The organism is Terribacillus sp. AE2B 122 (genome assembly GCF_902497585.1).
Classification (GTDB): Bacteria; Bacillota; Bacilli; order Bacillales; family Amphibacillaceae; genus Terribacillus; species Terribacillus saccharophilus_A.
The window spans coordinates 40,534-60,096 of the sequence record NZ_LR700948.1 but is presented as its reverse complement, the minus strand read 5'-3'; the positions used below and the strand labels follow the sequence as shown (position 1 = coordinate 60,096).

The window sequence follows — 19,563 nt, the reverse complement described above, 5'->3', positions numbered from 1 at the left end:
TCTTCTTTTATAAAAAGTTTTTATGTCGCTGTACTGCTCAGCGACACTTTTTACTTTCCCACTGGTTCCGTATCCTGATTTTCTTGGATCTCTTCGACAGCAGCTGGAGGATTTGCCTCAGTGATACCTTGTACACCACGGCAATATGCTTTGATTCGGCCGACAGTCTGGAATAATTCATCTGTGTTTAGACCTTCATAAAACTCATCAGCTGAGAATTGGTGTCCGAATACATCTACACAAAATCCAACAAGCTCATCAACTACCTCCAGCTTCATTTCTGTATAGTCAATGCGCATATCCTGTTCTAAAGCCTTTCGAAGAAACACAGCCTTCACCTTGTTAATAGTGTATAATTTTTCTTTTTGGTTTCCTTTGTCATCTGTTAGTGTAAGTTTCAATGTCAGCGCCATAACTTATCCTCTCCTCTAAAAAAATAGGAGGCTAATTAGCCTCCTTAAATTGTTGAATCAGTTGTTTCCTCTTCTGTAGTAAAAGTTTGAGTTGAAGCTGGAGCCTCTGCCGTTGACTTATCGTAAACCTGATTGAACCAATTAGATATAGCTGCTTGGTTTACGTCAGGATCGGCGCTTTTAACCTTATATCTCCAGTCGCCATCAGAAGTACGAGGGATACCTGAACCGATGATAGTAGGGGTCTGGTACTCAACGTTTTCACCCTTCGTCTGGTGGTTGGAATCAGGGACTCGGAATTTAACTTTCAAAAGCCACACAAATAGCTCTTTCCCGTCATCTGTCTGCTTTGAACTGAATCCAACCGCAAAATAAGGTGACTGATCCTGACTGTTCGATACCATAACTCCATCATCATTAATTGTATGACCGAGCATTTCAGCTTCAATGTCTGCCGGTAAATCAGTTGTATTGAGTGTGAGTTCCACGGGGCCAAGAGTTGTGTCTGCAGAAACAACTTGGTCATCACCATATAGGTTGTTTGAATTTGTAGTAGGTACCATTCCTACTGTAATAGAAGGAGCCACTTTTTTCGGTGTATCATAGGTCACTCCATCTTTATTGTCAGTCAACAGCTTTGCGATGTGTAGATTACTTACGCCAATAGATGCCATTTACAATTCCTCCTCTGGTTTTGTATCAATAGAAAAACGAAGCGCCGTATGCAGGAGCTTCGTATCTTCTTCATAATCCGGATATTCAAATGTTCTCCAGTAGCCGGCAGCAATCATCGTTTCCTTTACTTTCCTCACGACCGCATTGATATTTTCGTTTGCCCACACGTCTACCTGGACAATATGCTTCGTCTTCTTCTCTGCGTCGTCCGCAGCTAATGCAGTACCCTGATGAACATAGAAGTATGAGATACTCGGAAGCTTGGTGCTTCTTCTACGAAACTTATCAACCGGATACCCTAGTGGTGTCAAAATATCCTTTATGGTCATAGCCTCAGCTCCTTCCGCAGGGTTTCAGCCATGACGCTTATCATTTGTGCCTTTGTATTTTCGAAAGCCGGCAGCATTGTTGGCGTGGCCTTCATCTTTGATGTTCCTATCTCATGAAAGATAAGGTACCACCCATCATCGGAAGGTCCTACGTCAAATGCTATTTCCCCATCAACTTTCTTTACGATAATGGACTTGGCCATCTTACCCGTAGCGACTAATCCTCGTGCACGTATTAAAGACTCGACTTCATCGCGATAGATGTTTGCCGCAGCTTCTACTGCTTTTTCCTTTGCTTGAGTGGTATCTTGTCCAAGCGACTCAATTTTACGGATCAATTCATCAATACCTTCAAATTCAAATCTCATCAGGTTGTTCCTCTTCAGATTGAATTCTGGCATTAACTGCCTTAACAATGATGGTCATGGTCTTCTTTTTCCCGTCATCGTCTGTAAGAGAGGCAATTTCATAATCTCTATTCCGCCACCGGAGACCCATTCGCGTTCCTTGTTCATCACGCTTTGCTATATCCTTTCTGTAACGGATTAGAAACTGAAGGTTATCCTCATTGTTGGTTTGTGCAGCTGCATAAAAGGAACGATCCCGGAGCGTTTTCAGTTCTGCCCAAGCTTTTGTAAACTCCACTTCCTTTTCTACTCCAAAACCATCGTCATCTTCTACATAACCCGTTTCTGTGAATGCAATACGTTGATCAAGTCTCCCGGGGTTCATGTGGTAATGCACCTGCCTTTAGCTGGAGGATAATACTCTGCAAACTAAACGGTAGATTAGCTGCAGTCATGCCGGTAACAACAGGTATCCGATTTTCATGGAAATGAGTGACGCATAGGAATATAGCTAGCTTGTATTGCTCGAAAAGCTCTTTATCATCCGTATCAGTAACTTCCGGAACTCCAGAACCTTTTAATATTGACTTAGCAGAATAGAGAAGGGTGAGAATTGTTTTATTCTCATCATCCCCATCCACTCGAAGCCATTCCTTCACTTCTGGCAGTAATTCTTCTGCTGTAGCCATTACGTTGTACCTTCATTTCCAGGTGCAGGATCCGTTGTCACAGTGAGTGAATCACTTTCTGGAGAGTACAAATCATCATTAGAGATAGCACGAACGGTATATTCATAGGCAGTATCAGCTGTCAAGCCGCTATCAGCAAAGTTGGTGCCCACCCTAGTCCCGATACTCGCCCTATCACGGAACACTTCGTATTGCTTAATGCCCCCATCATAACTGACAGCATCCCAAGTCAGACTCACACTCGTGTCCGACTTGGAGCTTAGCGTCAGACCTTGGGGCGCATTAGGGTGTAGGAGCTTCTACAGTCGCAATACGGAATGCAGAGTCAAGCGTACGTTGCTGATCGTACCAAGCAGTAAGAACAAATAGATAATCCCCCGTGTCCACATTCTTGTCAGTGTCATATGTCATTGCATCGTAGTTAATACCGAAATAATTGAAGTCACCGACAATCGGTTCAGTAGCTGCATCCACGAACGTTGCAGGTTTCCCAAGTACTTGTTCTGGCTGTGCTTGGTAGAACGTCGCATTGCCGTTAGCAAGATCTTCGATAATATCGGTATAATCCTTGTAGCTCATTACAATTTTGGCATTTTCGCGGTAATCCTCATGAAGATCCGCAATTGCCGCTTTAATTGCAGCGTACTTTGTGGCACCAGAAACACGCTTGACTTTCGCGCCTTCATAGAAGGACATATGCTCAAGTCCCTCTTTAGGAGTTGCCGCAAGAGCATCCTTCTTCTCTTTGGCAGCAAGTCCGGAAGCTAAAGCATTATCTACATACGTGACAAGCTCTACATCAGAACCATGAATGACTGTGTCTGAGATTTTAGCTTTAACCTTAAACTTATTACGGCCAAAAGCTACGGTATCACCTTTTAATTTAAGTTCTTTGGCAGTTTGTTCATCCGTAATAAAATCATCATCGTCCAAAGTGTAGCTGATACGTGGCACTTCCAAGCCTTTGATTCCTGTTACCTTAGATACTTCACGCAGCTTGTTTGTTGCGAACGGCTCATGAACCAATTCTTTTTGCATATTTGTCGGCAAGAAATTATCTCCACCTGTTGAGTTGCCAGCCGGAATAGCAATTAGCTGTTTAACATCATCAGAAATCTGTCTCTGTTGAACAGATGCACGGATGAATTCAGCTTTAGCTTTTACCGTCCGCTCTTCTGTGGAGAGTCCTTCAAAGGAGTTCTGATTCTGCTGCAGTTTTTGCTTCGTTTCTTTCTCCATTTGATCGTGCTGCTGCTTGATAACATCAAACCGCATTTGCAATCCGTCTCTTTCCTGCTGAAGCTGTTTGATATCATCCATGGTAGCAGATGTGTCCATAGCCTTATCAGCTAGGTTCTGCTCCACCTTTTGAAGCTGCTGACCGACAGTAGACATATTTTGTTTCAATTCATACAGTGTTTGCTTGCTGAAGAACTGAATTTGCAATCCGAGTGGCAACTTGTACTTTTTTGCTTGATGAAGTGGTGTTCTTTTAAATGACATAATTAAATACCTCCTAGGTATACATCCAAATAAGATTTGTTTGATTTTGCCGCGTCAGCAATTTGTTGACGCATTACTAGTTCTTCAGCTGAGATACCAGCTCTTTGTTCTGGTTTCTTCAATTTTTCTGGTACATTCTTGTATCGTTCTAGAAATTCATCACTGATGGAAGCGACCATTTGGTTTTCTTCAAGAACTACATCACACAGACCGTATGATAATGCTTGATCAGCTGACAGCCATGTTTCTGCATCAAGCAACTCTTGCAAACTTTCTTCTGTCAGCTTATCCCCTGCTTTCTGGAGATAAGACTGGACACTTGAGTTCCCAATGCGATCAAGGTCATCTGCAGCTTTTCTAAGATCTGCAGCATTGCCAACTACAATATTCCATGGGTTATGAATCATAAGCATGGCGTTTTTCGGCATATGAATCGTCCCGACCATAGCAATCACACTAGCAATGGATCCGGCTAATGCATCGACATAAACATTAATCGTAGCTTTGTGCCGGGCTAACATGTTGTAAATGGCCAGACCTTCAAATACAGAGCCTCCAGGTGAGTTGATATATAGATTGATTGTGTCAACTTCTCCTAAATCATCGAGCTCTTTCTTGAATCCAGCAGCCGTTACATCAGTTTCTTTCCACTGATACCGTACAATGTCACCGTAAATAAAAATGTCTGCAGTGTTATTACTTCCTGCAGCCATCTTCATCTCCCAATATTTTTTTGGTTTTTTATTCTTCTTGTCCTTGCTCATTCTCCTCACCTCCTTTCGATGGTGCTGTGCTTGCTGAAGACTTACGTTGGCTTGGGTCCATATCAATAGGATATAAATCACCACTAACCCATAACTTGTCCGCATTTCCGCCTTCTGGTGGAAGATCCTCAAGCCTTCGCACTTCATCCGGCTTCATACCGCCAGAACGAAGCATCATGTTATAGAAGGACGTCCTTGCTGCTGTGTCCCCACGGAGCAAACTATTCACGTTGAATTTAAAATACCGACCGCTTTTGCGCTCGGCCGGTGTCAATAATTTACGATTAAATTCCTGTTCGTACTGTCGGACAATAGGCATCAGTGTTAAATCCACGAACATACGCATCAACTGCTCGTTACTGGAGTAACTTTGCCCCTCAGTATCATTCAGCATAGTTGTAGGTACATTAAATACGTTAGCAACCCGGGAACGTGTTATCCGTTCAGATGTAAAGGTATCTGCAGCTACATACTTTCTATCCAGGGCATTGATCTCAACGCCTGGTTCCTGAAAGAGGATACCGCCGTTATCTTGGTAAAATCGCTTGAAATCATCAATAACTGCCTGCCTCTTCTTCTCGTCAATGTTTGCCCCGTATTTTAGAATGAAAGAATTCTGAGCACCCTGCATTTCTTTTAAACTGAATTCACGCACTGCCTTGTCAAAGTCATTTGCATTTTTTAATACATCAATTGGACTGATGCCTTTTAAGCTGCCGTTGCCGCTAATATGCTTTACGTGAATCATATCCATGTTATGAACGAGGTATCTTTGGTTGTTTGCTCCCATTACCTCGTACCATAGCTCCCGCGTATCTGTATCCAGTACTGGAACAACGTAATTCGATTGCAGGATCCATAAGTTTTCAACTTGCATTCTGATATCTCGTTGAATTAAAGCATAGCCATTGCCGGACTCATTCCGCGATACTTCCAGCTGTCGGATAAAATCAAATCCAGTTGCATTTACATTGGGCGAATTTATCAAGGTATCTGATGTATCGGTATCGACTACATCAAATGATTTGTATAACTTCAACGGTAAAGTCGCCATGATATTGGAAAGTCTTGTAATGATGCTGAAAATTGTCTCGTTTGTGGCTAATGTAGAGTTCTCAATACCCCAAAATATCTTACCTCGCCAAGGAGAAAAGTCGTAACTTACTCCTTTCCAAGCCATATACGCCCCGTACACTGCACTTCTGACACGCTGATATAACTTCAATATCTCACCTCCTTCAATTCATTAAATCTGCAAGGGAAACGACGCTAATATCGCCATTGCCTGCAGGTTCAACCAAACGCTCCATGACTCTGGTATGTGCATTCAGTAATGCAGCAAAGCCATCTATCTTACGGTAACGGTTGGTTTTGGTAGGCAAAAGGTTACCGTTCCTGTCTTTTATCAACTCAACGTTGTTGATATACCAACGAAGCAAGGGATTTTTATTCGAAATCACTTTGCCATCAATAAAAAGATTTTTCAGGTCCTTTAGTGCCGGGCTTAGAGTAACGTAACCTTGCCGCGTTATTTCTGTTTGGAAACCGTGTGCTTCCAGTGCCTTATTCAGTCGGAACGCATTTGCAGGATCATATGTGATTAATTCGGCGTTATATAGATCTGCTTGTTCTACAAACCAATCAAAAACAGCTTCTTCATTCACATAATCACCGGGGACAATCGTAAGGTACCCTGCTTCCGCAAATTCCTGATACGGAATCTTTTCATTACCCTCATTTACTTTCCTCTGGGGAATCCAAGAGTGTGACAACACAAAAACCTCTCCTGTGTCCAAGAGAGGAAATTCCAAGCAAGCGCTGGTGAAATCTTCAGTTGATGATAAATCATAGCCTCCTATGGCAACTTTTCCTCTCAGAATCTCCATATCAATGACTTTTTCATTTCGTTTAAGGACTTGGAATTCCAAGAAAGGATTTGCTGCAGCATTTACAAAGACATTGAACTGCTTTGTTATGAAGTCGGTTCGTTCAGATGGCGTCCGCTTATCCTTGTTCCAATCTTCAACCAATGTCTCCAAATCTAATGAGACCCCAATATTCGGATTGGCCTTAATCCACATCTTCGGATTTTCAAATTCTTCCTCGCTGTCTAATTCAGCAAGGAAATAAAAGGTACGATCATCATCAATGACTTCTTCTAAAACATCAGCACCTTGCTCGTAGTAATTCACAAGAGGACCATCCAGCTGATAACCAGCTGTCGTAATGTAAAGAATCAGTGGCTGTTTACGGGATCCGCGAGATTTCTTAATGATGTTGATCAGCTTGTAATCTTTAAATTCATGTATCTCATCAAATACACCAAGATGCGTGTTCAATCCATCCAGCTTTTCACTATCAGAAGCCCTCGCTTCTATCTTCGAGAAGGATTCAGGATGCTTTATCTCAAATCTGAGCGTCTGATATCGTTTCCTTAATGGAGGCGACTTCTTCACCATAGCTTTTGCTTCATCGAAAATGATACTGGCCTGTTGTTTACTGTTAGCAAGGAGATAGACGTCCGCGCCATTCTCCCCATCTTTAGACACAGCATAGTTTGCTACGCCGGATATCATGGTGGATTTACCATTTTTCCGACCTACAAATTCAATTGCTTCCCTGAATCGTCTGATGCCAGTATCCTTATGAACCCATCCATAAATTGAGCCTAATATGAAATGCTGCCAAGGCTGTATGACTAGGCTTTTGAAATCACCTTTGGAAGGACGACAGAACCTTTCAATAAACCGAATGGGGCGATGTCCCTTATCTTCGACGAATATCCATGGGAAATCATCGGTACCTTGCTTCTGTAAATCATTTAAATGCCGCTGGGCTGCCATAACGTTTTTCTTGCTGGCTAAGATTTCACCGGCAACAAGCTTTTCGGCATACCAGGTTGTAAGTAAACAATCAGCTGCTACTTCAAGAATATGGCCCTTTTGTTTTTGTTCTACCAGCCAACGCTGATACCAGCCTTTTGGTAGCGATGTTTTCTTAGAAATCGTCGAAGCCGTCATCGCTGCCACCGCCGTCCGATATAATCTTGCGTTGTGCCGGCGTTAGCCCGAGAGATTTCAATAAATTGTTCAGCGTCTGAACCGTCTTGGTCAGCTCAACCGCCAGAGGATTCTTAATGAGGTTGGTCGCGCCGCCCTTGTTCGTATACTCGTACATTAAATCAGTTTTGTTAATCTCTTTTTTAAGCTTTCGATAAAACCTATGGGTTTCTACATACAGTAAAATCAATTCTTCATCTGATTCCTTATACGAATCTCCGAGATAATCGCGAAGCAATTTTGCTGTCGGAACTGCCATCCTTTTACCTCCTTCCTCTGGCGTTGCCCCCCCTCATGAAAAGTTCCAGCGGTGAAAACGAAGGGCCTCCCTCCGGTACCGCTGTGTTGTTCCTATACTTTTCAAGGGAGGGGGGCTTAGTAAATGTCTGGGTTTTGCGCCATTTGCATTGGTTTTACTTTGTTTTTTGTATTATTTTTAATAATTTTTCGCTTTTTTTGATTATATTTTCGTTTGTCATGCTTCTCTGGATGCAATCTATTATGGCACGCAGCACACACACTGATCAGGTTGTCCTCATCTAATCGCTTCGACCAATCATCAAGTAGATGGATGATGTGATGGACAGTTGATGCAGGTGTTAACCTCTTGACCTTCATGCATTCTTGGCACAGGTGGTTGTCCCTGGTCAGTACCTTTGCCCGGCATAGCTCCCATGCTCTGGACTTGTAGAAGCTCTGCTTGCTCCAGCATCTGTTGCAGTACTTATCACCTGCTTGTATATGGCTGCTACAACTACGACACTTCACAGGTTATAACCAATAGTCCTGAAGTTTGGTCCGTCTTCTTTTGAGATATAAGTAATGTCCAACTGAGTCATATCCTTCAGAGGCTCATCAGTCTTGGTATGCCAGTCAAGCCGCAGCCTGTACAGTGGATTGATACGCTCACCTTTGTACCATACTTCTGGTACTCCGTTTATATTGCTAAGCTTGATAGATAGGAACTCTGTTTCCTTTGGTGCAATGTAGTCAGCAATATCCTCATACATCGTACCGAATAATACTGTACCTATATGCACTTGCTGTATAATGTCGTCGCACTCTTGTAACTTGGATAAGACAATACCAATATCGGTTTCATCATCGCTAAGTCCTATAGCAGCCAACGCTTCAACAGAGTAGTCAGAGAAGTCAACTGAACGTATGCTGTACTCCTTCTTTGCTTCCTTCATTAATTCAAAAGGTATCAACGCTATCCCCTCCTATTTGTATAACTCTCAAGAAATACTGGACCTCTACATTTAGAACACGTCAAAGCATCTTGTTCACAATCATCTTTAGAGAAGACTTGTTTATGTGAACAGGAACCGCATCTCCATACAGCATACTTACCATTGAAACGATCTTGCTCTCCGACTTCTAATGCTGAAGCTTCCCGCACCTCATCACTATTGCAACACGGACACAATGCCGGACCAGACCAGTCTTCTTCAATCTTCCCTGGCTTCTTGTCACTATCGAATACTTCATCACAAACCATGCATACATAAGCTTGCATAGTGCGTCACCTCTTCTTATTTCTAAGCGCTCCTCCTGGACCTCGCTTATATGTATCACGATTAGTCCCCATTATTTCGCGCCATTCTTTTAGCGATAGCTCTTGTGCCGCTCCCTGCTTCTTTTCGGGTTTCGGTTTGTCTTTCTTCATACTGATCACCTTCAGTCATGAACATTGAAAAAGACGCCTTCCATCACGTGGAAGCGCGCCTTCGTTTTATTGCTTAATATCATATTAGCTCATCCAGAACCAAATGACCTGCCATCATTCTGCCATTTGTCTGCCACTTTTTATAACTTACCGACTTTCTACAGCTGTTATTATTTCTTGGAATCTAGCCATAATGTATTGATCAGCGATTTTTTGTCTGATTACTTGGCTTTTAGTTCTTACTTTTTCAATCTCCTCTTTATTAATCGTAGGATCTTCAACGAGGAGTTCCAAGGACAATGGTGCGCCGGAATTACTGTAAAAGACTCTTCTGCCTCTTCCATAAGGCCCGTATCCTCCTGGTTCACCAATATAGCACTTTATAAGCCAAGTCATAATCTTACCCTTAATTAATTCATCTTTGCAGTTGACCAATCCACCAATCTCTTTTAAATCCCTTAATAGCTCACCATGCACAATATGGTTCTCCCAATGGTAACCCGTGTCTTTTAATCTTTGTAAGAACTGTTCGTAGAAACTGTTAACGTGAGCACTTCTAAGATAAGGTAAGATCCCTGATACATTAGCCACTCTCATCTCAGCTAATAAAGGAGTTCTTCTTTCTAGCCTATTATCAACGAAATGTCGGGATGCGGTTAAGATTGTATTCCGATTTGTATAGGCTCTGAGAGTACCTAAAGCGTTATAACAGTTCTGTCGTACAATATCTGGATGACTGCTGTTCAATGCAGTACTAATAAGGAATTGATAAATTTCAGTTTGTCGAGGTTCAGGAGCCTGTCCAAAATCTTCAATGACAGCATGGTCTAGAGTAACTGGATCCGGGGATTCCACAATGGATTTAATCTCAGTCAACTTAATAATGCTGATTGGATCATTTGCTAAGATTACATCCACACAGGTCTTGAATATATACACTACATCTTCTACGCCCGCTTCGTATTCATCATCCTCATGTTCCAAGTCCTTTCTAATATCATAGACCCTTGTAATTCTTCTGTATTCTGGTCTAGTTAACATCCCCATCCTGTATGCTAACGTAATTAACTTTCCAGTATCATAACGTTCTAAAACGTCTTCATCGCTTGAAATTGCGGGAAGATTATAGGATCTTGCAGCTTGTTGAGCTATATCAGTTCCTGCCATTATCACTTTTTCTCTTAGGTCATGAATACTCGCATTAAATATTCTTTGGCAAGCACTACTTGGATCAACCGGTAGAATCCTCATTGTACGTTGAACTAATTGTTTTGCATGCCATGCCGGCCTTATTCGTTGAAGATAATTTTTTACTCCGGACTCTTCTATAATTTCATAGTTGGGATTATGCTGTAATTCCTGACTCGGCATAATCTCAATTTCATACTCATTTCTACTCGACACTTTAAATCCTCCTAATAGATATCAATTACCCATATCTTATATTTTGTGTAACTGGTAAAATGGCTGAATGCCTTGCTACACCTACTTCCATAATACCCCATGGAAATGAGTTACACATAGCGTTTTTATGGATAATTCACTAGGTATTTATCAGATTATGGAATATGCCGTCGATAATTAAGCAAATAAAAAAGCTCATCCCTTTATCATAGGATGAGCCTATATCTTAAATTCCTTCATTGCTTTATCGATGCCGTCCTGATTAATACCGATGTACTTCAGGGTAATATCTGGACTGGAATGGTTAAATATTGTCTGCAGCATAGCCACATCTTTTGTTTGTTTATAGAAGTGATACCCAAATGTTTTACGCAGCGTATGCGTACCAATTTCCTCAAGGCTGACGTACTCAGCAGCTTCCTGCAATATCTTATATGCCATGCTGCGGCCGATAGGCTTATTGATTCCTTCCCGGCTCTTAAATAAGAATTCATGGTCCTCTTTATCGATGATGTATTCACGAAGTTCTCTACGCAAGGCTGGAGTCATATCTAGACGTTTCTGCTTGCCTGTCTTCTTCTCCTTGAGGCTTAAGTAATTCCTTTTAGCATCACTGACACGCAAAGGCAAGATATCCGATATTCGCAGACCGCAATTGATGCCTGTGACAAAGAGCATGTAATTGCGCATATTCTTTTCTTTTAAAAATGCTTTCATAACCCGAATGACTTCAGGATCCCGAATAGGTTGTACAAATTTCATTCCGTCGGCACCGCCTGTCCATCCTGCACGTACACTTCTTCTCTTAACGCAAAAGCAAGTCTTAAGAAGGCGCGCGCCTTTATTCGGTAATACTTTCTTTCAGACATACCAAGCTCATTATATACTTCATAATCATAGTACTCTTCTTGCAACATATACCGCCTAACAATGATGCTTCTCTCCTGAAATGAAAGCCGATTAACGGACTTCTGCATCCGTAGGATAAACTCAGTTCGATTCCTCTGGTAATCGACTATTTTTATGGCAGCATCTTCCGTAGAGGAATGAAAGGCATTGGTGTTTGATGGTGGCACGAGACTGTATCCAGCCGTCACCTTTGGTAAGAATTCTATATCAACTTGCAGCAATAAGATGCGGTATTGCTCCAGCAAGTTCTCCACTCGGTTCTTGGTACTTACTCGATCGATTTCAGGCAGCACAAATGACAATTGTTGAGCCATATGTAATTCCTCCCCTTTAAATAAAAAAGAGCACTAAGGAGCATCCTATTCTGGATTGTCCTAAGCGCCCTGGTTGTTCCAGTAGCGTTATTTAATTGTGTAGCTTACTTCTACATTAACCAACTTATTCTTTTGCCAGGTAAGTTGTTGTTTACCATATCCGGACTTCGGTTTGTCCAATTCTTTTAACGTCCCATTTGAGACCATATATACTGCATCAGTGTTCAAATCAATTTCTACATTCTGTTTATTTTGTTCCATTATACCACCGCACTGTCTAATTGAGTATTAATATGTGTAACTCATGCACTTATTTGGAACACTTGTTCGTGTTATAATGCCCTTATTAAGGAGTGATTACCTTGGATGATCAGATGAAAATTGTTCTTGGCTATATAGGCTTATCTCTGGCTTGTAAAAATTTTGAGAATGACATAAAACTGTATGAGAAGTCAGGGCTTCATGGGAAACGTATTTATATTGCTAGAACTGAAGCTGCCATTAGACTGATAAAGCAAGATCAGGAGCAGATGCGGCGTGCAAACCGTTTGGCCGTTAAGGTCATACATACTACCGAAGATTCTCGTGAATATCAATGGCGTACCAGATACGACAGCGGCACTTTTCGGGTATCCGGCCAGCAGCTGCTTCGTCTGACTGCTAAGGCAAGCCATCGTTACTGGGTAGACAAAAACATTGAATTTAATCTCAAGCCATTTTATTAATACTGTTTATTACCGTGCTTGTACAATCTACCTTTGTTCTTTTCCATCTTTGCGGTGATGGCAGCTTCCAAGTCAATGTCTTTAGATCCACACAAGTCAAAAATCCGGATGCAAGTGTCAGCAAGCTCTTCAGCGAAATTCTCTTTATCACCTTTGCGATCGGCTTCCAGAGCTTCTGATACTTCACTGTGAACCAATGCAAGCAAGGTTCCAGTTTCACGAGGTTCATCGTGCCATCCCTTTGATTTAGCTGTTTCGAATGCTGCAGTACAAAGTTCATTGATTGATTTACTCATTTCTTTTCCTCCCAGTGACCATGACGTTTCATGACCTCAATGATTTCATCTACATACGGCTCATCAACATTAATAACAATATAAGAGTTGTACCGCTGCTTACCGTCATTGCTTCTTCCTTCTTCGATTAAGTCACATATATTATTGAATTCATATTGGAAATCACTTTGTGCTTTCTCCGGTACGTATTTGTTTAAATCGCGCTCGTTTATGACTGTATATCTGCGTTTTCTTCCTTCGAGTGGAGTACCGACAAATGCTGGTTCGCTCATTACAATTCCTCCCCTTGATCTAACTGCTCATATTGACGTAACTGTTCATCCTTTTTAATTACATACATTAACGTGACAGTTGCTGTGGCAATTAAAGAGCTTATTGCTTTCTTCATGTAAATCGGCATCCTACTTCCTCCTCTTTTGGCCAGCAGGTTTCAATACGTACTCCTTTTCGTTTATGACTACAGAAGTCGGTATTTCTTTTTTCACTTTCACAACTTTTATAGGAGCGTAGAAAACATCGCCTTTATTAAACTTGAGAATATCCTTTAAACTACCCACCTAATCATCCTTTCTAGAGAGAAATGATCGGGGCGTTCAGCCCCGACTTATTATGCAATTATGCTAACCTTGTCCGCTTCGATAAGTTCCTGCAGCTCGTTAGCTAGATAATCAGAGATGTTATCCATTGCTTCATGCACCCAAGCTCCTCCGTCTGCCTCAAACAATGCACAGCGAGGACCATTCTGCATCCGGAATATAAAATTACTCTCCGGTTGTTCGACTTCGGTGAAAGTACGATAAGGTGCAGCTAGTACAGGATTCGGTACCTTTACATCACTTACTGTTGCAACTCCAGTTCGTATTGTGGCTTTCTGAGATACGCCGTCATCACCTGTGGTAGACACGTTCTCTTCCTGGATATTGCCTACAACCTTCAGCATGATGTCACGATCTTCATTTTGAACGAAGACGGACTGTAGCTTGATGTTGAAAGACTCTGCATCATAAAAATTATCGAATCGAAAATCCGGGATAATTGCTGAAGCATGTAACCATTCATTTCGATTCATGTCTTGATTATTTTGCGAGTACACTCGAACGCTTGTCGGGCTTTCGATATGGATTAGTACTTTGTTTGTTTGATCGAATTCCTCTTTCAGGTACTCAACTAGGCCTGATAGACTGCGAACCTTTAACGTGCTAACAGTCGGCTGTGGAATTAGGTGTAGTTGACCAGTAGCATAATTCTGACCACCAATTTCTTTGATTTCCTTCTGGGCTAAGCCAATAACATACTGAAACGCTTCTTTAATCATGTATAATTCCTCCTGATATGTTCGTTTTATTTGGATTCGTTGCGTTTTTTCTGCAAATCAATTAGGTGGCCTGTATCATCCCGCAGCTCACCATCATCATCCATGTATGTTTGACCGATGATGCCAGACTTTAACTCTTGACCTAAAACGTTGCCGTAATGGTCTTCTCCGATGACCAACTTCGTAGATACATCTTTAGAAGGCGCCAAGGTAGACTTCGCAGAAACAGTTACATCCGTTGTCATTCGATTCTCATCACCGGCAATTGTCAAAGTAATAGTGATTTTGCGTTTCTTTTCTGGATCTGTGTTCGGGTCCATTATGTTTGCTAATACGCGTTTCATTTCACGGTTAAATTTCTCATGCACTGCCCCACCGGCAAGTTCATCAAGATTGATTTGAGTTTCTTCGGTATTCACGGTACAACCTCATTTCTGTACTTTTTGTCAGTGCAGCTGCATATCTTGTTTTGAGAGGACAAGTTATGTATCTGCGGTGTATTGACTGCTAACAGCAGCTATATCATTAACTTCTGGTACCGATGATAAGGTTGATCCACCTCCTTCAGGAATTCGCGCATTTTACGGTAATATTTAATCTTTCTAAATCCACCAATGGTGCTATGATTAATGACTTACCAGCTGGCGTCCGCTTAACCCCTGCAGCTTTTAAATACTTAATAAGCTGGAGTCTACGTGTTGTTTCTGCAACCCATTTGTCTGCGTCCGTTATGGTCTTTGCCACTAAACATCCCTCCTGGATAGCTCTTCTGAAATCATTGCGATAATGCCCTTCTGTTGCTCTAAATAATTCTCATCTGGATATTCGCTAACAGAGTGAGTACCAATGCGGCAATAGGCATCCTTTGCCAACTCACATAATCCATCATCACTGAGTCTTTTCAACTCATTAGGACTCATTTGTTCCACTTCCAATCCGATAAGCAAAAGGTCTGCTTATTACTTTCTCGTCAGCAAGATAAAAGAGTGCTAGAAACATAGAACGTCGGCTTACTGCATGCCTTTTAGCGATTGATTCAAGCTCTTCCCCAGCTTCCCAACTTTCCGCAACTTCATGGAGATCTTCCCATTCCCAATCGAACTTGCAATCTTCTAAAATAATTACTCGTCGCGGATGAGGTTGCATTACTGCTTGTCCTTTGCTTTTTGCTCGTTAAATTGTCTTAACATCTCTGCAGCATCCATTGCTTCCTCAGGTGTAGTAGGCGGAGGGTCAATGAAGACCGTTTTATTTTGAAACCACTCCGGAACAATCTCAGCTGGCTTGTTTGATACAGAATTGTTCTGCTTGCGCTGGTTTTGGTTAGAAAACCTTTCCTGCTCATCTTGTGCTTGTTGAACAGTACGAATATTGTTTTGCAACCATTTTTTCAAGATGGCTTTCGCATAAGCCCATGTTGGTTTGTTTTGATCTACTGCACGCTTTAAAGCAAATAACACAAGATCGTCTCCAACATCGTCAATCCATTGAAGGATTTCTTCTGAAACGTATGCGGATGTTAGTCCAATATTTTTCTGAAAAAATGTAATAGATTCAGAAGGAGTAGGTGGTGTGTCCGAATCGCCGTGAGGCGCATCTTTTTCTTCTTCTACTTCTTTATCTTTTTCTTCTTCTTTTTCTTCTTCTTTTTCTTGTCCCCTTATCGTGGTACGTATCGTAGACGTATCGTTCAAACCGGCATTATTACTGGATTCTTGTTTTTCTTCTACCGAAGTACCACTTATCGGGATACGTGCCGTTAACGATTCGTAATACGTATCGTAGATGGTTCGTATTTTTTCATTTGCAATTCCAGCAGCAACATACTTAATCAGGCTTAAATCCTTCACATCTGACAGCTCGCTTTTCACACAATCCTCGATTGGCTTCCCGCCCTTATTGAAGTTGTATTTGCCCCAATTCTTTATTGCAAGTTCACGAGTTTCGTAATTGTATTTAATCAGCTTATGATGATTTATAAAGCGATCCATCAGGGCATTTGCTGATTCAGTAGAAAAACCAATTTCGAAAGCCATCACCTTTTTTGTAATTTGGTAAATACCAATTTGCGTAGTGCGACTGTTTGTAAGGAGATATAGGAAGAACAATTTGTCTTCCGGTGTCATCTCCTCAATTACTTTTGGATCACTCCAGAATTCAGTGTGAACCATTCTGAATTTTGCCATGCTACTCTCTCCTTTTGAGTAATGCGTAGTTCTCTTCTATGCGATCTAACTCCCATCCTGGATGAGTGTTTAAGACATAACCAGTGACATAGGCTTTAAATTTCTTCCTCACTTCATCGATGTCAGTATCTGCTGGATATGCGTTAGCAGCTAAACTGTGATAGAAGTAAGGAATTGGGATTTTATATTGCATAGTCATCACCGTTAATAAAAATTGGTTGATACATTAACTGTCGGCTCAACAGCAACAGCAATTTTTTTGCGGTAATAACGCTCACCATTAACTGAAATAGGGGTGAGTTTAGCACCTTCGTAAAGATTGCTAAGACGTTTAAAATCCGATTCTGAAACAACTTTCCAAATGAAAAAGTCATCCATTGATTCTTCCATATTGTTTGTGTCGTATCTCTCGCGTCTCCAAAATTCTTCCGCAAGCCATTTATCCAAGTCTGAATGATCATCAAAGATATGCACTTCATCTCCGCAGTCATCTTCCTCATAAACAAAATAAAGTGTTGGAAATGAGGAATTTCCAAGTTCTTTCTCAGCAAAGTCGATAAAATATGACCAGTTATTTTTCAAACCGAAATCAATTGTTTTCATAGCTCATCCTCTTTCGTCCAGGACTTACAGCTGTAGCACTGCACCTTGCCTTTTTTCTTTTTCGATTTGTCATTAACAGCCCCACATTCGAAGCATGTCCATGCATCAGGCTGCTTGAATGTCGGAAGTACTTCTTTCTTAGTAGCAGGTTCAGGTTTAGCTTTCTTAATTATCTTGGCTGGAGACTTTTTTCGATGAGTCTCCTTTGCTTTAGACGGTACTGTTTTAGTCAAAGGTTCTTTAATAACTGGCTTATGCTGCTTCTTATCTGCAGGCTTATACCCTTCTCCAATCAGGTTGACGATTGGGCGATCAATACTGCCGTCGCTTGATGGAATCATTTTTTGTACTGAAGCATTTACTGCCTTATGGCTTACGAATAGCTTGACTGTATTCAAATCACGGATAGGCTCGCCTTCCCAAATAACCTGAGTTCCACTGGACTTGCCGTCGGTGAGAATAATTAGTTTGCTATCCTGTATAGTCTTCAAACGAGATCGTAGTGAGACGTTATCTTCTTCCGTTTGGTTAAACACTCTTTCCATTTCAGTGATGGTCTTTTGCAGTTCAACAACTTGTTTAGCCAGATCTTCCTTCAAAAAATTCCGCACCAACTTTTTGATTTCATCTGTCATACCGCGAACCTCCCTTGAATAATCTGTTACGAATGGTTAAAATCGAATTAAGTTATTTTTTTAGGCACTGATCTTTGCTTGGCGGCTGATCAGTGTTTTCTTTTTTTCTATATATGTTCTTCGCAGCACCTCCTTCATTAGCTTCCGATAATCCCAGATACGTAGAGGAATAACCATGCCATCCCGCCTAAGCTCAGATAAAAGTAATCGATCTTATCAAACTTCATCGCACTAACCTCAACTTCCGATTGTTCTCGGCCACTTCTAAGCGGATTATGCAACGTTGAATAGTCAGCATTGTGTTTAAGGAATTACTTGCTCTTTGCTGATATCTCAGAGCGCTCTTTTCATCACCATCAAACGAAGCTTCTGAAGCTTTTGACGTAAAATCCAAATGATCGGAGGCTGCTATAGCAAGCAGTCCTTTGTAGTAATCCTTACGAGGATTTGACATCATCAGTTACCTCCACGAATTCATATCCCAGGTATATAGCTGCTAATTCTATGCCATGTACTCGACCTTCTTGAATACTCACTCTATTACCATGAGCGTCATTGTCTTTCATTTTGTTCAATTCTTCTTGTTGTTCAGCGTAAGCCTTTTCGAGTAACTTGAGTTTCCCTTCTCTCAGCTCCGGCTTCTCCATCTCCATATATGGTTTAAGCTTGTATGCCACTGAGTTCAGCCTCCCTTTCGATTGTTGGTAAAATACCGTTTTGTTTCAGCAGCTCATACAAGAACAGTCGTCCCTTTTGCGTCCACTTCATATTCACCTTGGACTTGTCCGTATCGATAACATGAGTTGTTGTTTGGGTGTATCCTTTGTCCTGATGTTCTGCATACAGCAGCCAAGTGCCGCTCTGTTTATATTGGACTCGCAGTTCGTGCAATTTACGGTTCAATGTAGTTCCGCTCATCCCGTAATCCTTGGCAATCTTAGTAATGGTCAGTAGGGATTTTGTCTGCAAAACCAAATCATAGTAGGAGGCTTTTGGCTGAAATTCCTGAACCTGCTGAGAAAGTACAAGATTCTGTGTTTCCAACTTCTCTTTTTGTTCTACCTCTAATAGCAGTTGCTGTAATGCCTCTCTGTAGGTGACAGGTAACTTTGGACCCTGAAGTCGCCTCTCCATTTCTTCAAACTTTTTTGTATAAGCAGCTGTGAAAAGTACACCCTTTGTACCTGTCATTTTGTTGGCAACCATATCGCAACCAATTTTAGTTAGAAGGTAACACTTGTATGATTTACTGGTGCCTGTTCGATAAGATGATTCTAAAAAGAAGTCATCAGCCCTCAAATTTGAGGTTTCTAAAATATCGACAAATCCACTTATATCCCTAACCAAATTGTCATGCCTTTTCCCAATCATTTCAGCAACATCACGACTATCAGCAAGTAGGAGACCATCTTGAGAGGTTAATATCAAATCGCTCATCCTCTTGCCCCCTTTTCTTGAATCCAGATCTGGAGAAATTCTCTAGCTTCTTTTGCAGGGAAGAACCATTTAGACCCCACTTTTGTTTTGATAAATCTTGGATCGTAAAAGAACTGTTCTTGTATGAACTTCCAGCTCATACAAGTCCTCTTACACAGTTCTTTCGAATCCCAGTAGACTAAGTCTGCATCGTAATCCTTGATGACTTCAGCTACCTTCTCCTTATAAATTTCAAGAGCTTTATTCTCGTCTATCTGCACATTTATCAAAGCACTCACAGGCACCCTCCTT

The 19,563-nt window shown here is 41.4% G+C and carries 33 protein-coding genes; 1 reads left to right on the top strand and 32 read right to left on the bottom strand.

The features are described 5' to 3' along the window. Positions 1 to 50 precede the first annotated feature (50 nt). The 18 genes from gpG to AE2B122_RS19530 form a co-directional block, all read right to left on the bottom strand. The gene (gene gpG / locus AE2B122_RS15745; protein WP_175074661.1) at positions 51 to 413 is read right to left on the bottom strand and encodes a phage tail assembly chaperone G; all 363 of its coding nucleotides are present in this window, start codon (positions 411 to 413) and stop codon (positions 51 to 53) included. Between the two features lie 44 nt (positions 414 to 457). Further along, the gene (locus tag AE2B122_RS15740; protein ID WP_175074660.1) at positions 458 to 1,087 is read right to left on the bottom strand and encodes a major tail protein; all 630 of its coding nucleotides are present in this window, start codon (positions 1,085 to 1,087) and stop codon (positions 458 to 460) included. Further along, positions 1,088 to 1,417 (bottom strand): hypothetical protein, encoded by a 330-nt coding sequence (locus AE2B122_RS15735; RefSeq protein ID WP_175074659.1) that lies wholly within the window; start codon positions 1,415 to 1,417, stop codon positions 1,088 to 1,090. Further along, positions 1,414 to 1,785, bottom strand: coding sequence for an HK97-gp10 family putative phage morphogenesis protein (locus AE2B122_RS15730; RefSeq protein WP_175074658.1), 372 nt, complete (start codon positions 1,783 to 1,785; stop codon positions 1,414 to 1,416). Before AE2B122_RS15730 ends, AE2B122_RS15735 begins: the two co-directional genes overlap by 4 nt. Continuing rightward, positions 1,775 to 2,149, bottom strand: coding sequence for a phage head closure protein (locus AE2B122_RS15725; protein ID WP_175074657.1), 375 nt, complete (start codon positions 2,147 to 2,149; stop codon positions 1,775 to 1,777). The genes AE2B122_RS15730 and AE2B122_RS15725 overlap by 11 nt, the downstream gene beginning before the upstream one ends. After that, a complete protein-coding gene (locus tag AE2B122_RS15720; protein WP_175074656.1) occupies positions 2,130 to 2,453 on the bottom strand; it encodes a head-tail connector protein in 324 nt (107 codons plus the stop codon). The genes AE2B122_RS15725 and AE2B122_RS15720 overlap by 20 nt, the downstream gene beginning before the upstream one ends. Then, positions 2,453 to 2,722, bottom strand: a complete 270-nt coding sequence (locus AE2B122_RS15715; RefSeq protein ID WP_175074715.1) for a fibronectin type III domain-containing protein — start codon at positions 2,720 to 2,722, stop codon at positions 2,453 to 2,455. The genes AE2B122_RS15720 and AE2B122_RS15715 overlap by 1 nt, the downstream gene beginning before the upstream one ends. Before the next feature lie 13 nt (positions 2,723 to 2,735). After that, the gene (locus AE2B122_RS15710) at positions 2,736 to 3,848 is read right to left on the bottom strand and encodes a phage major capsid protein (RefSeq protein WP_254593539.1); all 1,113 of its coding nucleotides are present in this window, start codon (positions 3,846 to 3,848) and stop codon (positions 2,736 to 2,738) included. Between the two features lie 110 nt (positions 3,849 to 3,958). Continuing rightward, a complete protein-coding gene (locus AE2B122_RS15705; RefSeq protein ID WP_254593533.1) occupies positions 3,959 to 4,720 on the bottom strand; it encodes a head maturation protease, ClpP-related in 762 nt (253 codons plus the stop codon). Further along, a complete protein-coding gene (locus tag AE2B122_RS15700; protein WP_175074654.1) occupies positions 4,698 to 5,945 on the bottom strand; it encodes a phage portal protein in 1,248 nt (415 codons plus the stop codon). Before AE2B122_RS15700 ends, AE2B122_RS15705 begins: the two co-directional genes overlap by 23 nt. 13 nt (positions 5,946 to 5,958) lie before the next feature. Continuing rightward, complete coding sequence (locus AE2B122_RS15695; protein ID WP_175074653.1) at positions 5,959 to 7,740, bottom strand: terminase large subunit; 1,782 nt, start codon at positions 7,738 to 7,740, stop codon at positions 5,959 to 5,961. Then, on the bottom strand, positions 7,718 to 8,038 hold the full coding sequence (locus AE2B122_RS15690) for a P27 family phage terminase small subunit (protein ID WP_175074652.1): 321 nt from the start codon (positions 8,036 to 8,038) through the stop codon (positions 7,718 to 7,720). Before AE2B122_RS15690 ends, AE2B122_RS15695 begins: the two co-directional genes overlap by 23 nt. A gap of 116 nt (positions 8,039 to 8,154) precedes the next feature. Continuing rightward, positions 8,155 to 8,397 carry an HNH endonuclease gene (locus AE2B122_RS19280; protein ID WP_254593532.1) on the bottom strand — a complete coding sequence of 81 codons (243 nt, stop codon included), beginning with the start codon at positions 8,395 to 8,397 and terminating at the stop codon, positions 8,155 to 8,157. Positions 8,398 to 8,543: 146 nt separating this feature from the next. Then, positions 8,544 to 8,990 carry a hypothetical protein gene (locus AE2B122_RS15680; protein ID WP_175074650.1) on the bottom strand — a complete coding sequence of 149 codons (447 nt, stop codon included), beginning with the start codon at positions 8,988 to 8,990 and terminating at the stop codon, positions 8,544 to 8,546. Between the two features lie 605 nt (positions 8,991 to 9,595). After that, on the bottom strand, positions 9,596 to 10,852 hold the full coding sequence (locus AE2B122_RS15670) for a hypothetical protein (protein ID WP_217468093.1): 1,257 nt from the start codon (positions 10,850 to 10,852) through the stop codon (positions 9,596 to 9,598). A gap of 219 nt (positions 10,853 to 11,071) precedes the next feature. Further along, positions 11,072 to 11,614 (bottom strand): site-specific integrase, encoded by a 543-nt coding sequence (locus AE2B122_RS15665; RefSeq protein ID WP_175074648.1) that lies wholly within the window; start codon positions 11,612 to 11,614, stop codon positions 11,072 to 11,074. Next, complete coding sequence (locus AE2B122_RS15660) at positions 11,611 to 12,075, bottom strand: ArpU family phage packaging/lysis transcriptional regulator (protein ID WP_175074647.1); 465 nt, start codon at positions 12,073 to 12,075, stop codon at positions 11,611 to 11,613. Before AE2B122_RS15660 ends, AE2B122_RS15665 begins: the two co-directional genes overlap by 4 nt. Positions 12,076 to 12,162: 87 nt before the next feature. After that, positions 12,163 to 12,336, bottom strand: coding sequence for a DUF3954 domain-containing protein (locus tag AE2B122_RS19530; RefSeq protein WP_175074646.1), 174 nt, complete (start codon positions 12,334 to 12,336; stop codon positions 12,163 to 12,165). A 101-nt stretch (positions 12,337 to 12,437) separates the two neighbouring features. Here AE2B122_RS19530 and AE2B122_RS15650 point away from each other — a divergent pair, with 101 nt between their 5' ends. Next, positions 12,438 to 12,800, top strand: coding sequence for a hypothetical protein (locus AE2B122_RS15650; protein ID WP_175074645.1), 363 nt, complete (start codon positions 12,438 to 12,440; stop codon positions 12,798 to 12,800). Here AE2B122_RS15650 and AE2B122_RS15645 read toward each other — a convergent pair. The 14 genes from AE2B122_RS15645 to AE2B122_RS15585 all read right to left on the bottom strand — a co-directional run bounded on the left by AE2B122_RS15645 (position 12,797) and on the right by AE2B122_RS15585 (position 19,550). Then, positions 12,797 to 13,096, bottom strand: coding sequence for a MazG nucleotide pyrophosphohydrolase domain-containing protein (locus AE2B122_RS15645; protein WP_175074644.1), 300 nt, complete (start codon positions 13,094 to 13,096; stop codon positions 12,797 to 12,799). The genes AE2B122_RS15650 and AE2B122_RS15645 overlap by 4 nt on opposite strands. Then, a complete protein-coding gene (locus tag AE2B122_RS15640) occupies positions 13,093 to 13,368 on the bottom strand; it encodes a hypothetical protein (RefSeq protein WP_175074643.1) in 276 nt (91 codons plus the stop codon). The genes AE2B122_RS15645 and AE2B122_RS15640 overlap by 4 nt, the downstream gene beginning before the upstream one ends. Then, a complete protein-coding gene (locus tag AE2B122_RS19385; RefSeq protein ID WP_256366466.1) occupies positions 13,368 to 13,496 on the bottom strand; it encodes a hypothetical protein in 129 nt (42 codons plus the stop codon). Before AE2B122_RS19385 ends, AE2B122_RS15640 begins: the two co-directional genes overlap by 1 nt. 207 nt (positions 13,497 to 13,703) lie before the next feature. Further along, positions 13,704 to 14,411 carry a hypothetical protein gene (locus tag AE2B122_RS15635; RefSeq protein WP_175074642.1) on the bottom strand — a complete coding sequence of 236 codons (708 nt, stop codon included), beginning with the start codon at positions 14,409 to 14,411 and terminating at the stop codon, positions 13,704 to 13,706. Between the two features lie 26 nt (positions 14,412 to 14,437). Next, positions 14,438 to 14,830 carry a replication terminator protein gene (locus AE2B122_RS15630; protein ID WP_254593531.1) on the bottom strand — a complete coding sequence of 131 codons (393 nt, stop codon included), beginning with the start codon at positions 14,828 to 14,830 and terminating at the stop codon, positions 14,438 to 14,440. A 145-nt stretch (positions 14,831 to 14,975) separates the two neighbouring features. Continuing rightward, positions 14,976 to 15,155 (bottom strand): hypothetical protein, encoded by a 180-nt coding sequence (locus AE2B122_RS15625; RefSeq protein ID WP_175074641.1) that lies wholly within the window; start codon positions 15,153 to 15,155, stop codon positions 14,976 to 14,978. Further along, positions 15,155 to 15,331, bottom strand: coding sequence for a hypothetical protein (locus AE2B122_RS15620; protein WP_175074640.1), 177 nt, complete (start codon positions 15,329 to 15,331; stop codon positions 15,155 to 15,157). The genes AE2B122_RS15625 and AE2B122_RS15620 overlap by 1 nt, the downstream gene beginning before the upstream one ends. Next, a complete protein-coding gene (locus AE2B122_RS15615) occupies positions 15,321 to 15,557 on the bottom strand; it encodes a hypothetical protein (protein WP_175074639.1) in 237 nt (78 codons plus the stop codon). Before AE2B122_RS15615 ends, AE2B122_RS15620 begins: the two co-directional genes overlap by 11 nt. After that, positions 15,557 to 16,597: a DnaD domain-containing protein gene (locus tag AE2B122_RS15610; RefSeq protein WP_175074638.1), complete on the bottom strand. Its 1,041-nt coding sequence runs from the start codon at positions 16,595 to 16,597 to the stop codon at positions 15,557 to 15,559. Before AE2B122_RS15610 ends, AE2B122_RS15615 begins: the two co-directional genes overlap by 1 nt. A gap of 204 nt (positions 16,598 to 16,801) precedes the next feature. Then, complete coding sequence (locus AE2B122_RS15605; protein ID WP_175074637.1) at positions 16,802 to 17,200, bottom strand: hypothetical protein; 399 nt, start codon at positions 17,198 to 17,200, stop codon at positions 16,802 to 16,804. Next, on the bottom strand, positions 17,197 to 17,835 hold the full coding sequence (locus AE2B122_RS15600; protein ID WP_175074636.1) for a hypothetical protein: 639 nt from the start codon (positions 17,833 to 17,835) through the stop codon (positions 17,197 to 17,199). Before AE2B122_RS15600 ends, AE2B122_RS15605 begins: the two co-directional genes overlap by 4 nt. A 437-nt stretch (positions 17,836 to 18,272) precedes the next feature. After that, positions 18,273 to 18,512, bottom strand: a complete 240-nt coding sequence (locus tag AE2B122_RS15595) for a hypothetical protein (protein ID WP_175074635.1) — start codon at positions 18,510 to 18,512, stop codon at positions 18,273 to 18,275. After that, positions 18,496 to 19,272, bottom strand: a complete 777-nt coding sequence (locus AE2B122_RS15590; RefSeq protein ID WP_175074634.1) for a phage antirepressor KilAC domain-containing protein — start codon at positions 19,270 to 19,272, stop codon at positions 18,496 to 18,498. The genes AE2B122_RS15595 and AE2B122_RS15590 overlap by 17 nt, the downstream gene beginning before the upstream one ends. After that, positions 19,269 to 19,550: a group-specific protein gene (locus tag AE2B122_RS15585; RefSeq protein WP_371809666.1), complete on the bottom strand. Its 282-nt coding sequence runs from the start codon at positions 19,548 to 19,550 to the stop codon at positions 19,269 to 19,271. The genes AE2B122_RS15590 and AE2B122_RS15585 overlap by 4 nt, the downstream gene beginning before the upstream one ends. Positions 19,551 to 19,563: the final 13 nt, after the last annotated feature.